The following is a 16,083-nucleotide window of genomic DNA, read 5'->3' on the forward strand; positions in this document are numbered from 1 at the left end:
TGATTGATAGAGATAAAAAATAAAATTGTAGGAGGAGATTAGAAAATGAATAACGTTATTCATGTTGGGGTGTTAGGATTAGGTACGGTCGGAAGTGGTGTTGTCCATATTTTGAAAGAACATTATAAAAAAATTGCACTTGATACAGGGTATGAAGTGAAGGTGAAGACAGTCGTTGTACGTGATTTAGAAAAAGAACGTGATGTTTGTATTGATGGAATCGTAGTAACAAGTCATGTCGATGAAGTTCTAAATGATTCAAATATTGATATTGTAGTAGAGGTAATGGGCGGAATTGAAGAAGCGAAGCAGCATATTGTTAAGGCTTTACGAAATAAGAAACATGTCGTAACAGCAAATAAAGATTTAATGGCTGTATACGGTGCAGAACTTCTTCAATTAGCGAACGAAAATGATTGTGATCTATGTTATGAAGCAAGTGTAGCGGGCGGTATTCCGGTGTTAAGGGGATTAACAGACGGATTAGCTTCAGATCAAATTGAAAAAATAATGGGAATTGTAAATGGAACAACAAATTACATGTTAACAAAGATGAGTCAAAAGGGATGGTCGTATGAAGAAGCTTTACAGGAAGCACAAAAATTAGGTTTCGCAGAATCGGATCCAACAGCGGATGTAGATGGGTTAGATGCGGCGAGAAAGGTAGCCATTCTTGCAAACTTAGGTTTTTCGATGAATGTTTCTTTAGATGATGTGCAAGTAAGAGGGATTCGAAAGGTCGAAAAAGAAGACTTACAAATGGCTGAAAAGTTAGGATTTACTATGAAATTAATTGGTAAAGCAGAGAAACAAGGGTCAGCCATTCATTTAAGTGTAGAACCGACACTTTTACCAAGCCATCATCCATTATCAAATGTAAATAATGAATTTAATGCAGTATATGTTCACGGTCAAGCGGTAGGAGAAGTAATGTTTTACGGGCCTGGAGCTGGGAAGTTACCAACTGGTTCTGCTGTAGTAAGTGATATTATTTCAATCGTTAAAAATATGAATCAAGTCCCGAAAAATAAAAGTGCGTTAAAAGAACCAGAGCCATACGAGTTACAAGGAGATGAAGAAGTCATTTCGAAATATTTCTTACGTATTTCATTACGAGATGAACCTGGGATGTTACAGAAAATAACAGAATGTTTCGTTAATTATTCTGTAAGTTTAAAAGAAGTTATTCAGTTACCTTTAAATCGTGAACTTGCAGAAGTTGTTGTTGTAACACATCAAACTTCAAAGTATCAATTTGAACGAGTTTTAGGAGCGATAGAAGATGTCGCAAGTGAAATAAACAGTTACTACATTATTGAGGAGGAAAAACAATATGTATAAAGGATTATTAAAACAGTATGCTTCTTATTTACCGGTCAATGAAAATACACCTGATGTTAGCTTAATGGAAGGGAATACACCACTTATTCCGTTATTAAATATATCAAAACAATTAGGAATTCAATTATATGGTAAGTATGAAGGAGCGAATCCGACAGGTTCATTTAAAGATCGTGGTATGGTAATGGCTGTTGCGAAGGCGAAAGAAGAAGGTTCGGAGGCAATTATTTGTGCATCAACAGGTAATACTTCGGCATCGGCCGCAGCATACGCGGCACGCCTTGGAATGAAATGTATAATCGTAATCCCGGAAGGAAAGATTGCACATGGAAAATTAGCGCAAGCAGTCGCTTACGGAGCTGAAATCATTTCAATAGAAGGAAATTTTGATGATGCACTTAAGGCTGTAAGAAATATTGCTGCGGAAGAGCCGATTACATTAGTAAACTCAGTGAATCCTTATCGAATTGAAGGGCAAAAGACAGCAGCATTTGAAATTTGTGACCAGTTGCAAAGTGCACCAGATGTTTTAGCGATTCCTGTTGGGAATGCTGGGAATATTACAGCGTACTGGAAAGGTTTCTGTGAATATGAGAAAGAAAAAGGCTATAAGAAGCCAAGAATTCACGGATTTGAAGCGGAGGGAGCAGCTGCTATTGTAAAAGGACATGTCATTGAAGAACCTGAAACAATTGCAACAGCGATTCGTATCGGTAACCCCGCAAGTTGGTCATATGCAGTAGAGGCTGCAGAACAGTCTCACGGTGAAATAGATATGGTATCAGATGAAGAAATTTTACATGCGTATAGATTATTAGCAAAAACGGAAGGGGTTTTCGCTGAGCCAGGATCAAATGCTTCATTAGCAGGTGTAATTAAACATGTTCAATCTGGAAAAATCAAAAAAGGAGAGACAGTTGTTGCAGTTTTAACTGGAAACGGCTTGAAAGATCCTGATATCGCAATTTCTTCTAATACATTAGACATTGCAAGTGTTTCAAATAATATAGAACAAATTAAAGAGCATATTAAAGGGGTGATTATGTCGTGATACCATTAAGTATTCGTGTTCCTGCTAGTACAGCGAATGTTGGACCAGGATTTGATTCAGTAGGAATAGCTTTGTCATTATATTTAGATGTGGTGGTAAAAGAAAAAGCTGATAGATGGCAAGTAATCCATTCCTTTGAAGAATCAATTCCGACAGACGATAAAAATTTAATCGTTAGCACGGCATGTAAAGTATGTCCTTCTTTATCACCTCACATAATAGAAGTTACTAGTAATATCCCGCTTACAAGGGGACTAGGAAGTAGTGCATCAGCAATTGTAGCAGGGATAGAGCTTGCGAATCAACTTGGCAATTTGAACTTAACGACTGATCAAAAAGTTCAAATTGCAACAAATTTTGAAGGGCATCCAGATAATGTTGCGGCTTCTATATTAGGAGGAACTGTAATCGGAGCACTTGATGGAAAGAATGTTTCGGTTGTAAGAATTGAAAGTAAGGAATTAGGTGTAATTTCTCTTATTCCAAATGAAGAGTTAAATACAGAGGAAAGCCGATCTGTATTACCAGATGTGTTTCCGTTTCATGAAGCAGTTAAGGCTAGTGCAATCAGCAACGTATTAGTAGCTGCGTTTTGTCAAAAGAAGTGGGAAGTTGTAGGTGAAATGATGGAAAGAGATCATTTTCACGAGCCGTATCGTTTAGAACTCGTACCGCTATTACCCTCAATTCGTAAATGTGCAAAAGAGTTTGGAGCATACGGCACAGCGCTTAGTGGTGCAGGCCCATCCATTTTTATATTAACGCCATATGATAAGCGTCAAGAAATTGCTGAGCAATTAGCGAGAGTATTTACGTCTATGAAAGTGTGCGAGCTAGAAATTGATCATAGAGGAATTTCTGTAAATAAAGAAGAACATATAGGGCTATGAAAAAGCTAGCATTGCTAGCTTTTTTTGTTGTAAATATCTTTTCAGTTTTCATATAAAAGAAAAGTAATAATTTATAATTTAGTAAAGCGTGTATTCATTTGGAGGTGATCGTATGAAGAAAGAGTCACCAGAAGAAAAAAGAGAACGTATAAGGCAAAGTGAATTGGAAAATAATCCTACCGGTTCTTTAAAGGATGGATTAAACAGAGCTGAATGCGGTAGTCCAGTTGATATGACAGGTGGTATGAATTGGAAAGGTACAGCGCTAGTAATTTTAGTGCTAGTTTTAGGCTATATTATATACACTTATTTTTTTAGTTAAGAAATGCACATTAAAGTTATGAATTATTTGCTTTTATATTTAGTGGGGATGAAAAAACACGGTTATTGTGCTACATATACTTTAAGCAGATTATAGTTGTTCATACACACTTATTTATAATACTCAAAATAGAGCTAGCGTTATGCTAGTTCTATTTTTTTGCCACATTCCTGTAACAAAGCCCCTGTATATTCAGTGGTGGAGGTGCAGAAGATGAAAAAAATGATAGCAATATGTCTTCTTACAACGATGTCATTTTCGACTTTAGTCGGGTGTGATGTAAAAGGTAACAAGGCTGTACAAGATTCTAAAGTAAAGAAAGCGACGTATAAAGAGTTTACTTACGATGTAAATCCAGAGACTTTCATGTTAACTGTAGAACATGATGGTGTAAAGGAACAGGCGTCACAGCCGTTACCGAAAATGAAGGTGTCGAATGTAAAAAAAGACAAGGATCGAACATCTTGGGAATATCCAGATCAAAAAGTAAAAGTGCATCTAGAAAAGAAAAAAGATCACTTAAATATTGAAGTGGAGTCGACTGGTGCAGAAAGCTTTACGTGGCCGAAAGTACAAGCTGAAAATTATACACTTCCGTTATGGGAAGGTAAGCAAATTCCGAGTAATGATGAAAATTGGAAGAAGTTTTTAAAGGATGATGCATATTCATTTGCTGAATCATTTTCTATGAAGTTTTTTGCGTTAAATGGTTCGAAATATTCAATTGTATTTATTGCGAACAATATATTTAATAATGAATTGAAATTTCATTCGGATCCGAAAATAGGATTTGATTTTATACATGAATTCCCGAGTATAAATAAAAATAAAGCATATGGATTTCAATTATATGTGACAAATAATGATGCAGTCAGTATTGCTAAACTGTATAAGGATAATATTGCTCAAAAAGGTGAATTTAAAACATTACAAGAAAAGGCTAGAAAAAATAAAGAGATTGAAAAACTTTATGGTGCTGCTCATTTTTATTTTTGGAATCAAAATGGTTTGTCTGACAGTAACGTAAATTGGCCTAAAATAAGAGAGCAAATAAATAGTCCTGTATTTAGTCATATAAAAGGGCTTATTCAAAAGAATAGTTCGGAGCCTGGAGAACTGAGTGTCTTTGAGCAAGTAAGTAAACAAGATTTCATTGATAAGTACCAAAAAAATGTTATTTTGCGTTATGTAAATGAAGTATTATCAATGAAGGAATTGTATAAAGATGATATTTTTCAAAAGGTTGATCAGAACGCTAGTGAGTTATTAAACAAAGGGGTAGATCACTTATCGAAGATGGAGTTATATAACTTAAATAAGCATGTATTAAAGTCGGCGCTCGGTGATGCGATTGAAGAAGTAAGTAAATGGGGTAACGCAGATGGAACGGATATTATAAAGAAAATGAAAGAATCAGGAATAGACAAAGCGTGGATTGGGTTACCGAACTGGGAACAAGGGTATATGCAGCCTGATTTCGTGACAGAAGCTAAGAAAATGGGATATTTAGTTGGTCCGTATGATTCTTATCATTCTATTCACGAAAAAGCTGATAAAAATTGGAATACAGCTTCTTTTCAGGATCCATCGTTATATGAAGAGGCAACTGTGACGAAGAAAAATGGAGAAAAAGTACAAGGATTTTTAGGTAGAGGGCGAAAGTTAAATCCAACTTTATCTCTTCCTAGTGTAAAAGAGCGAATGAACGATATTTTACAAAATGGACCTAAATATAATTCATGGTTTATTGATTGTGATGCAACAGGTGAAATTTATGATGACTATTCAGCCAAACATATAACGACACAAGAACAAGATTTAAAAGCAAGATTGCAACGAATGGATTATATTGCGCAAGAAAAAAGTATGGTAGTTGGCTCAGAAGGAGGAAATGACTTTGCAAGTAGCACGATTGCATTTGCTCACGGTATTGAAACACCGGTTATTAAATGGGACGATGAAGATATGAGGAAAAATAAAACAAGTCCGTATTATGTGGGCGGATATTGGTCACCGAATCAAAATGTTCCAGAAAAATATGCAAAACAAGTACCGTTAAAAGAAGAATATAAACAAGTGTATTTAAACCCTGTATATTCAGTACCATTATATAAATTAGTATACAATGATTCTGTAATTACAACGCACCACTGGGAATGGGGAAGTTTGAAAGTAAAAGATGAGGTAGGGAACCGTATGCTATACGAATTATTGTATAATGTTCCTCCGTTGTACCATTTAGATGAAGTAGAGTGGAATAAGCATAAACAAGAAATTACACAGCACCTGAAAGTTTGGAATGACGTTCATGAAAAGGCAGTAAAAGAAGAAATGACGAACTTTGTATATTTGTCAGAAGATAAATTAGTTCAATCTGCTTCTTATGGAAAAGATATTAAAATTATTGTGAATTTCTCGAATGAAGATATAGAAATAGAAAAGACGAAACTAAAAGCAAAATCCGCTTTCATTAATAATCATGGGAAGAAAACAATGTATACACCGCTTGAGAGATAATATGAAATGTATTGTTGCATTACTAATTTTTCAGGTGAAAATTGAAGGATTCGAAACGAATAAATTTATAAATCTATAATTTCGAATGTTGCGAAGTGTTAAATATTTGAAGTTGAAAAATAGTGACTTGCCAAAAATAAGCACGAGAGTATAATGTGAAATGGAATACATATTGGATTCATCATGTAACCTTACAAAAATGTAAGGTGTTTGAAAGGAAATTCAATATGAAGAATACTAGACATACATTATACTAGGGAAAGAGAAAGAGAGGCGAATGAAGATGAGCTCTGAATTAGAACAAAATACGAGAAGCAATAAAAAACGTTCTAAAAGAAGGTCAATAAAATGGTTCATTTTAATTCCATTTTTCCTACTTATTTTTGGAGGAGTAGGATATGGATCATTAATATATAATAAAGCAAAAGCTGTTGTAAGTGATGCGTATGCACAAATTGATAAATCATCAAAACGTGATAAAGAAGTTGAGCCTTTAAAGGATAACATCTCTATTTTAATTATGGGTGTAGATGGTAGTGAAATGCGAAAAAGTCAATATGGTGAAGCTGTTCGCACAGATGCACTTTTATTAGCAACAATTAATAAAGATGATAAATCAGTTAAATTAGTAAGTATTCCGCGTGATTCACGTGTATATATTCCATCTAGAAAGAAATTAGATAAAATTACACACGCACACGTATTTGGTGGTGTTGAAAGTACACGAGATACGGTGGAAAGATTTTTAAATGTTCCTGTTGATTATTATGTGAAGTTTAACTTTGAATCATTCGTACAAATTGTCGATTCACTTGGTGGTATTGATATTGATGTACCTGTTACTTTCACAGAGCAAGATAGTAAAGACCAAGCGGGTATGATTCATTTAGAAAAAGGCTTCCAACATTTAAATGGAGAACAAGCACTTGCACTTGCAAGAACGCGTAAAATTGATAGTGACGCAATGCGTGGACAAAGACAACAACTTGTAATAGAAGCAATTGCAAAAAAAGCGATGTCTGTGCAATCAATTAGCAAAATGGGCTCTTTACTTGATGCGGTTGATAAAAATATGAAAACGAACTTAACTTTCGATGATATGCTTGCAATTACAAAAAATATGGCAGGATCTAATTTAGAAATGGAAAAAATGCAAATAGAAGGTACGGATAAACGTATCGGAGGTATTTATTATTACATTCCAAACGAAAAAAATGTAAAAGATATTTCGAAAAAATTAAATGAGCATTTAGGTGTAACACCAAAACCAGTTCGAAATGAATAATAAAAAAAGATTGGCCTTTGCCAATCTTTTTTTATCGAGATGGATTTGTAACTTTTCTGTAACGATTTTTTATTTTAGAAAACTTATACTCATATGTATGAGAATATTGGAGAAGCAAAAAGTAAAGAAAAATAATGAAAATCTGTAATAAGGAAAGATATCATATGCAGAAATGGATAGGCATTATGGGAATCATTTTTATGTTGACTGGATGTAAAATGTCTGAAGCTCCAACAAGTTTAATGGGTGCTCCTGCCAATGAGAAATGGATTAATGAACTAAAAGAGCAAATAGATAAAGATTTGCCTGTAAATTATCGATTGCTTACTCCAATGTCTAATAAAGATAAACAGATGATTTGGTCAATGGATTTTAAACAAGATAATAAGAAAGAAGCCATCTTATTTTATAAATTGCCGAATGAAGATCATAGCGTATACTTAGCTGTATATGAAGAAGTCGGAAATGGATGGAAAGTAAAGTCCACGCACAGATTTGATGGTGGAGATGTAGATATCGTTGAAGTCGGTGATTTTACAGGGAACGGGAAGCGAGAGTTATTAATCGGAATTTCTGTAAGTCGTGAATCGTTAGAACATGTTATGTATGTTTTTTCGGAAGAAAATGAAGATATGAAGGAAATATATAATCGAAGTTATACGAAGTTATTCATAGAGGATTTAAATAAAAATGGACTGAAAGATATAAGTCTTGTTACGTATGAAAAAGATGAGAAATTGACAGTTGAGTTCATGGAACAATTTAAGACTTTATCTGAAGCGTCATTCGATCCATTTATAAATAGCATTCAAAGAATACAAATGGGCCGCATTTCTGAATCACTAAAGGCGGTTGTAATTGACGCAGGTGTTGGTGCTCATTCAGGGATAACATATGTAGCAAAATTTGATAAGGGCCATTATGAGCCACTACCTATAGATGGGAAAGAAGATTTATTCAATGATTATGTAGTCGAAAGCAAAGATATAAATGAAGACGGCATTATTGAATTTGTTCGTACAGTGCGTCCAAAAGGTTGGGAAGAAGTATCATACGGAGAGAGTACGATGTTTGAACGTTATATTCAGTGGAGTGAAGATGAAATTAAACCGATAGAAGAAAGATATATAAATATAGAGAAAGGTTATTTTGTCAAAATCCCGCAAGCGTTAATTGGAAAAATAACTGTTCCAGTTCAGCAAGAAGCATCAGATATTCAAAAATTTATAGATACTACGACAAATGAACTATGGCTTGAAGTTCATATATTTAAACGGAAAGAATGGTTCAAAATAAAAGGATACGAGGCAGCAGTCAAAACGGCTTCTCACGTATATGCCGTACCGAAACAACCACATTTTGAAAAAGTGAAAGCATATGTAAAACCGCTAGCCGATTATCAACAAGAGTAGGGAGGTGGAAATTATGCCAACAATTTTAGTTTTAGAAGATGAAATGCCTATTCGTAGTTTTATCGTCTTGAATTTGAAACGTGCTGGATTTTATGTGTTAGAAGCTAGTACGGGAGAAGAGGCGTTACAGATTTTATGTGAACATACTGTTGATGTAGCATTACTTGATGTAATGTTACCAGGAATTGATGGTTTTCAAGTTTGTAAATCCATCCGGGAAGAAAATAAAAAAATAGGTATTATTATGTTAACCGCACGCGTACAAAATGAAGATAAAGTACAAGGACTAGGAATTGGTGCAGATGATTATATCGCAAAGCCGTTTAGTCCAGTGGAATTAACTGCACGTATACAATCGTTACTAAGGAGAATAGAAGTACATCATGAAAAAGGGAATATCATCATATCTGGCCCATTTTCGTTAAATGTAATAGAGGAAAGACTATATAAAGGTGGACAATTAGTCGATTTAACCCCTACAGAGTATATGATATTACAGTATTTGATGAATCAGGCTTCAAAGCCGGTTTCACGTGATGAAATTTTAAATATGATTTGGGGAACGAATTATGTAGGTGAGACGAAAGTAGTAGATGTAAATATGAGGCGGTTACGCCAAAAAATAGAATGTAATCCATCAGAACCTGAATTTATTCTTACTGTGTGGGGAAAAGGATATGTGTGGAAGGAAAGTATAAGATGAAAAGAAAAGTGACTTTATATTTTATGACGGTCATTATACTTATGCTTGTATTATTTGAAGTCGTATTTTCAGTCTCAATTTATCGATATTATTATAATGGTATTGTGCAATATATAGAATCTCATGCGAAGACAAGTACGCGATTTTTCTCTGAATACAATTCACTATACTTTATTCGATTGCAAGAATACAGCGGGGATATAATTGAGAGCTTTCAGTTAGAAGGAACCGAATTACAATTAATTGATCGGCATGGTACGATTATACAATCGTCAAGTGGACAAAAGGTAGAAGGTAAAGTAGTTATTCCATATTCGTTACTAGAAGGAGAAATGTATCATCAAGTGACTGCTACGAAAGACAATGTGAAACAATTGGAAGTGATTAGTCCACTTATTCATCAAGGACAAACGATCGGTGCTTTGAAATATACAACTGTTTTAACGAATGTAAATGCAAAGATTATTGAAATTATTATGTTTACTATTTCAGTTGGAATTGTCATTTCTGGTATCGTATTCTTAATCAGTAGACGATTAGCGAATTCGTTTGTTAAACCTATCGAATCTATTATTCATGCTTCTTCACAAATTGCAGAAGGTACATTAAAGAAGAAAATTAAAGAGGATTATCCAGGTGAATTAGGTGAGTTGGCACATAGTTTAAATCATATGTCTAATAAAATAGAAAAAGCGGAACAGATGAAAAATGAATTCATTGCTTCTATTTCTCATGAAATACGAACGCCTTTAACTGGAATTAAAGGTTGGAGTGAGACGTTAAAAATGGTAGATCATTTAACAGAAGAAGAGATAAAGCAAGGTATGGGAATTATATCAGGTGAGACAGACCGATTGATTCATTTAGTAGAAGAATTGCTAGATTTTTCAAGATTACAATCAAATCATTTCAATTTATATAAACAAAAGGTGCAAATATACGATATACTAGAGGAGACGATTTGGCAATTAACTCCTAACGCTGAAGAGAAAGAAATTCAATTTATTAATACGATAGAAGGAATTGAATTGAGGGGAGATCGAAATAGGCTAAAGCAAATTTTCTTGAATATTGTTCAAAATGCTATTAAATATTCACATGATAAAGGTACAATACACATTGAAGCGACTAACAATGAAGGACAAGCAGTGATCAAGGTGAAAGACGAAGGGATTGGAATTGCTAAAGAGCATTTACCATATATAGAACAGTCATTTTACCAGATTAATAACCATGCTACAGGTGCTGGTCTCGGTTTAGCTATCGTTAAAAAAATGGTGGAGCTTCATGGAGGTACACTTAGTATTATAAGTAAAGAAGGAATAGGAACAACCATTTTAATAAAACTCCCATTATAATACATATAAAGTCTGTTTATATAGTGTAATAAAATAAATAGATGTATAATTATATTGGGTGATTTATATATAAGATTAATAGGGAGAGGAATTCGATAGAATGGAAAAAGCTTTTAAAATTAAACGAGTAGTAGTCGTTTTAATAGCGATTGCAGCAGTAGCTATTGGGTATTTCATGTTTCAATCCATTACTTCACCAGCAAAGGCTGTTGCAAAACAAGAAAATGTAGTACAGCTTGCAAGTGAACAACCGAATGTAGAAATGAATAAAACGGCACCAAGTCGTTTTAATGGAAAAGAAAGAAAAGTTGCTTATCTTACATTTGATGATGGCCCAGGGAAATATACGGCTGAATTGTTAAATATGTTAAAACAGCATGATGCGAAGGCGACGTTCTTTTTAATTGGAGCGAATGTAAAAGAATTTCCGGATTTAGTGAAACGTGAAAATGCAGAGGGTCATTATGTAGGTATGCATAGTATGACACATAATTTTGCGAAGTTATATAAAAATGGCGAGTATGTAAATGAAATGAAAGAAGATCAAAGCTTAATCGCAAATATTATTGGAAAATCACCTAAATTAACACGTCCACCATACGGTTCGATGCCTGGATTAAATGAAGGTCTTCGAAATAAAGTGGTAGAGGGCGGTTTTAAAGTATGGGATTGGACAATTGATTCATTAGATTGGAAATATAACAAAATACAAGTTGATGCAGCGGCAGCACAAATTGCTCAAAACGTAATAACAAATGCAACAAAACCACAGGAAGTTATTTTAATGCATGACATTCACCCACAATCAGTTGCTGCTGTGCCAGCAATTTTAAAAGGGTTAAAAGAAAAGGGTTATGAGTTTGAAGCTTATCATGAAGAGAGTCACTTCCCAGTGAATTTCTGGCATGATAACCGTATGTAATGGAGGAATGAACGTTGAAGTATGGAAAAGTAGCAGTAGTTGGAGCACTATCAGTAGGACTATTAACAGGTTGTTTCGGTGAAAAACCAGAAGAAAATCTATATACAGCTTTTGAAACAGCAGCGACACAAGAAAAATTATTAGTTGATGAAGCGAAGAAGTTAGAGAAATTAGAGAATGAAGGTCAAGAACTATATTCTCAAATTTTACAAGAAGGTAAAGATCATAATGACGCTGTTATGAAGAAGATAGAGCAAGCTACTGCAAATGTAGATGACCGTGAAAAAGTATTAAAAACTGAGAAAGAAATGTTAGAAAAAGCTCAGAAAGAAACAAAATCTGTTCAAGGAAATATAGAGAAGCTTGAAGATAAGAAGTTACAAAAACAAGTGAAAGCAGTAGAAGAGTCGTATAAAAACCGTTATGATGCATTCCAAAAGATGAATGAAAATTATACGAAGGCGTTAGCGACTGAAAAAGAACTGTATGAAAAATTAAAAGTAAAAGAAACGAAATTAAAAGAGATTGGTGAAAAAGTTAAGGCTGTTAATGAATTAACTGTGGAAGCACAAAAATCAAAAGAGCAATTTAACAATTTTACAAAAGAGTATAATGACAGTAAATTAGCATTCTACAAAGATGCAGAGATTAAGATTAAAGATCAGAAATAAAGAAGAATCTTAAGCATAATAAAAAGCCGGAGAAACATCGTTACAAATGTTTTTTCGGCTTTTTACGTTAAATGAATAGAAAAGACTGGAATTGATATCATAAAAGAGTTATAGTGAATTATTCCAAGGGAAACATTGTAAAGTAAGGAGAATGGAAATATGTCATATGAATTTTTACTCAAATTAGGTTTAGCACTCTTTTTAGGATTATTCATCGGGATAGATAGGCAGCTAAAGAATAAACCGCTTGGTGTGAAAACAAGTATGGTTATTTCTGTAGCAAGTTGTTTAATTACGATGGTTTCAATTGAAGCCGTACATGTATATTCTGTTCCAGGGCATACAAATATGGATCCAATGCGTCTAGCTGCTCAAATTGTGAGTGGGATTGGTTTTCTTGGGGCAGGTGTTATTTTACGAAGAAGTAATGATGTTATTTCTGGATTAACGACAGCTTCTATGGTGTGGGCTGCTTCAGCTTTAGGTATAGCAATTGGGGCGGGCTTTTATTTACAAGCGACGGTTGCTATGATTTTAATTATTTTAGCAATTAATGTACTTCCACAACTTGTGAAAATTGCAGGTCCGTATTCATTAAGACAAAAGGATTTATCTATAAAAATTACTGTAAAAGAGCATCATGAGTTAGATGGTATATTTAAGCAAATTAAAAATTTAGGTATGCATGTGAAACGAGTGAAAATTAAAGATATAGATAGTGGAGCATTTCAGCAACTGGAAATGGTTATTTTAGCTCCAGAAGATTTATATACAACAGAGTTATATAGTTCCTTGAAAGAGATTGATCGTGTTGTTTCAGTTGAAGTGGAAAGTAGATAATTGTGATAAAAAAGAGTGAAGTGCATTCGCTCTTTTTTTATTTGGATTTTTAAGGAAATAAATTGATATAATGATGAATAACAAGGGGGAGAGATGATGGAAATACATATTAGAAGAGCGATAAAAGATGATATAAGAGGTATAGCCAAGGTGCATGTTGATAGCTGGAAAACAACATATAAAGGGATATTTGCTGACAAATTTTTAGAAAATATAACATATGAGCAACGAGAAAAACAATGGGAAAACATTTTTCAACAAGAAGATAAATACCAATATAGATTTGTAGCAGAGACGTCAGATGAAACAATAATCGGATTCATTGACGGGGGAGTGGAAAGAAGTGGTACATATAATTGTGATGGGGAATTATATGCAATCTACCTTTTACAAGAGTATCAAGGAATGAAAATAGGACAAAAGTTATTTCAAGCTTTATTATCGGAATGTATAAACAATGATATGCAATCACTTTTAGTATGGGTTGTTACGAATAATCCTTCTAAAAATTTTTATGAAAAATTTAATCCAGAAAAAATTGATACGAAATTTTTAGAGAGAGTACAGGTAGAAGAGACAGCCTATTGTTGGAGGAATATAAATAATATTATTATGTAAACTTTATGTTTGAAAGAGGTATACGAATTAATGTATACCTCTTTTGTTTAACTATTTTGAAGGGGATTACTAATGAAATAAATAAGTATGTAGTTTGAAAGTGAGAATTTTTCTTGTGTATTTTTAATTAGATTAAAGAAACGCTGAAAAAAAGAAATATTTATTCGGATTTAAAAATTCTGAAATAAACTATTGAATTGATAATGATAATCAATTAAAATTTTAATTGATAACGATATTCAATTATCGATTGTAATATGAAATTCCGATAGTGTTCATATAAAGAGGAGGACAAGTATGCAGCGTGCGAAACATATCGCGGAACATGCAACAATACAAAGTTTTTTAAATTGTTATTTAAGAGAAACAGGAAGTGGAGAATGGATTACAGCGGATAAAAGGATAGAGGATATTTTCTACAATTCATTTCAAAGAGATACTGGCTCTACTTATTTATGTTGTCGGTTATCGGCACAAAACATTACTTTGTATGGAGAAGTTATATATAAATCAGCAACAGATCGCCATTTGTTTGGAGAACAATTTTATTATCAAATGGGAGAAAATAAGAATGTTATAAAAGCAGATTACGTTACTGTTATTACATTCTTAATAAAAGAGATGTCTATCAACTACGGAGAAGGGACGAATCCTGCTGAACTTATGCTTCGAGTTATTTGTAGTTGTCAAAATATTGAAGAATTTACAAAGGAGAGAATAGAAGATACATCTGCATTATACGGTTTCCATACATCCTTTATAGAAGCGGAGCAATCTTTATTATTTGGACATTTAACGCATCCAACCCCAAAGAGTAGACAAGGTATTTTGGAATGGAAAAGCGCAATGTATTCTCCAGAATTAAAAGGAGAATGTCAGCTTCATTATTTTAGGGCACATAAAAATATAGTAAATGAAAAATCATTATTGTTAGATTCTACAACAGTAATTCTAAAAGAAGAGTTACGTAATGATGAGATGGTTTGTAAAGAATTTATATCGAAGTATTGTAATGAAGATGAATATTCATTACTTCCAATTCATCCGCTTCAGGCAGAATGGCTATTACACCAATCATACGTACAGGATTGGATAGATCAAGGAGTACTTGAATATATCGGTCCTGTCGGTAAGTATTATATGGCAACATCATCACTTAGGACGTTATATCATCCCCAATCAAAATATATGCTTAAGTTTTCATTCCCAGTAAAAGTAACAAATTCAATGCGTATTAATAAATTGAAGGAACTAGAGAGTGGTCTTGAAGGAAAGGAAATGCTAAATACAGCAATTGGTGAAGTGTTAGATAAGTTTCCAGGTTTTGATTTTATTTGTGATCCAGCATTTATTACATTAAATTACGGGGCAAAAGAATCTGGATTTGAAGTAATTATACGAGAGAACCCTTTTTATGGTGAACATGCAAATGACGCTACTTTAATTGCTGGACTAGTTCAAGATGCAATACCTGGGGAACGTACTCGTTTATCGAATATTATTCATCGACTAGCAGATGTAGAAAGTAGAAGCTGTGAAGAAGTAAGTTTAGATTGGTTTAGACGATATATGAATATTTCTTTAAAGCCGATGGTATGGATGTACTTACGTTATGGTGTTGCAGTAGAAGCGCATCAGCAAAATAGTGTTGTTCAGCTAAAGGATGGGTATCCGGTCAAATATTATTTCCGTGATAATCAAGGGTTTTATTTCTGTAATTCAATGAAAGAGACGCTTAATAATGAGTTGGCTGGCATTGGAGAACGTACTGGAAATCTATATGACGATTATATTGTAGATGAGAGATTTCGTTACTACTTAATTTTCAATCATATGTTTGGTCTCATTAACGGTTTTGGCACAGCAGGATTAATTAAGGAGGAAATTCTTCTCTCTGAATTAAGATCTGTACTTGAAGCGTTCCTTTCGTATAACCGTGAACCTTCTACCTTTTTAAGAGAATTGTTAGAAGAGGATAAGTTGGCATGTAAAGCAAATTTATTAACGAGATTTTTCGATGTCGATGAGTTAAGTAATCCTTTAGAACAAGCAATTTACGTACAGGTACAGAATCCGCTCGTTAGAGAAGTAGCTGTCCGTTCATAAATAACGTTAAAATTTCACGTAATACAAATAATGGTATTTTTCATAAG

14 protein-coding genes are annotated in these 16,083 nt (G+C 33.6%); all 14 read left to right on the forward strand.

Going from position 1 to position 16,083, the window contains the following annotated elements; translation table 11 throughout:
* Nucleotides 1–45: 45 nt before the first annotated feature.
* The 14 genes from ABH961_RS04955 to ABH961_RS05020 all read left to right on the forward strand — a co-directional run bounded on the left by ABH961_RS04955 (nt 46) and on the right by ABH961_RS05020 (nt 16,036).
* Nucleotides 46–1,341, forward strand: coding sequence for a homoserine dehydrogenase (locus ABH961_RS04955; RefSeq protein WP_048543197.1), 1,296 nt, complete (start codon nt 46–48; stop codon nt 1,339–1,341).
* Nucleotides 1,334–2,392: a threonine synthase gene (gene thrC, locus ABH961_RS04960; protein ID WP_000276442.1), complete on the forward strand. Its 1,059-nt coding sequence runs from the start codon at nt 1,334–1,336 to the stop codon at nt 2,390–2,392. The genes ABH961_RS04955 and thrC overlap by 8 nt, the downstream gene beginning before the upstream one ends.
* Nucleotides 2,389–3,282, forward strand: coding sequence for a homoserine kinase (gene thrB / locus ABH961_RS04965; protein ID WP_098079461.1), 894 nt, complete (start codon nt 2,389–2,391; stop codon nt 3,280–3,282). The genes thrC and thrB overlap by 4 nt, the downstream gene beginning before the upstream one ends.
* Before the next feature lie 112 nt (nt 3,283–3,394).
* Nucleotides 3,395–3,604, forward strand: a complete 210-nt coding sequence (locus ABH961_RS04970; RefSeq protein ID WP_098079463.1) for a DUF6366 family protein — start codon at nt 3,395–3,397, stop codon at nt 3,602–3,604.
* A gap of 213 nt (nt 3,605–3,817) precedes the next feature.
* Entirely contained in the window at nt 3,818–6,121 is a 2,304-nt protein-coding gene (locus ABH961_RS04975) for a glycoside hydrolase (RefSeq protein ID WP_404518983.1), read from the forward strand.
* A gap of 283 nt (nt 6,122–6,404) precedes the next feature.
* Nucleotides 6,405–7,406: an LCP family protein gene (locus tag ABH961_RS04980; protein WP_000093639.1), complete on the forward strand. Its 1,002-nt coding sequence runs from the start codon at nt 6,405–6,407 to the stop codon at nt 7,404–7,406.
* A gap of 164 nt (nt 7,407–7,570) precedes the next feature.
* Nucleotides 7,571–8,818: a hypothetical protein gene (locus ABH961_RS04985; protein WP_046955000.1), complete on the forward strand. Its 1,248-nt coding sequence runs from the start codon at nt 7,571–7,573 to the stop codon at nt 8,816–8,818.
* A 13-nt stretch (nt 8,819–8,831) separates the two neighbouring features.
* Complete coding sequence (locus ABH961_RS04990) at nt 8,832–9,521, forward strand: response regulator transcription factor (protein WP_098079467.1); 690 nt, start codon at nt 8,832–8,834, stop codon at nt 9,519–9,521.
* Complete coding sequence (locus ABH961_RS04995) at nt 9,518–10,879, forward strand: sensor histidine kinase (RefSeq protein ID WP_098079469.1); 1,362 nt, start codon at nt 9,518–9,520, stop codon at nt 10,877–10,879. Before ABH961_RS04990 ends, ABH961_RS04995 begins: the two co-directional genes overlap by 4 nt.
* A 100-nt stretch (nt 10,880–10,979) precedes the next feature.
* The gene (locus ABH961_RS05000) at nt 10,980–11,801 is read left to right on the forward strand and encodes a peptidoglycan-N-acetylglucosamine deacetylase (protein ID WP_404518984.1); all 822 of its coding nucleotides are present in this window, start codon (nt 10,980–10,982) and stop codon (nt 11,799–11,801) included.
* A gap of 14 nt (nt 11,802–11,815) precedes the next feature.
* Entirely contained in the window at nt 11,816–12,472 is a 657-nt protein-coding gene (locus ABH961_RS05005) for a YkyA family protein (protein ID WP_048543190.1), read from the forward strand.
* 159 nt (nt 12,473–12,631) lie between these two features.
* Complete coding sequence (locus ABH961_RS05010) at nt 12,632–13,312, forward strand: MgtC/SapB family protein (protein WP_000119503.1); 681 nt, start codon at nt 12,632–12,634, stop codon at nt 13,310–13,312.
* 96 nt (nt 13,313–13,408) lie between these two features.
* Nucleotides 13,409–13,930, forward strand: a complete 522-nt coding sequence (locus tag ABH961_RS05015; protein ID WP_053078512.1) for a GNAT family N-acetyltransferase — start codon at nt 13,409–13,411, stop codon at nt 13,928–13,930.
* Nucleotides 13,931–14,227: 297 nt separating this feature from the next.
* Nucleotides 14,228–16,036, forward strand: a complete 1,809-nt coding sequence (locus ABH961_RS05020; protein ID WP_048543188.1) for an IucA/IucC family protein — start codon at nt 14,228–14,230, stop codon at nt 16,034–16,036.
* Nucleotides 16,037–16,083 lie beyond the last annotated feature (47 nt).

The sequence above is a fragment of the Bacillus sp. RC251 genome (genome assembly GCF_044908765.1).
GTDB classification, from domain to species: Bacteria; Bacillota; Bacilli; order Bacillales; family Bacillaceae_G; genus Bacillus_A; species Bacillus_A wiedmannii.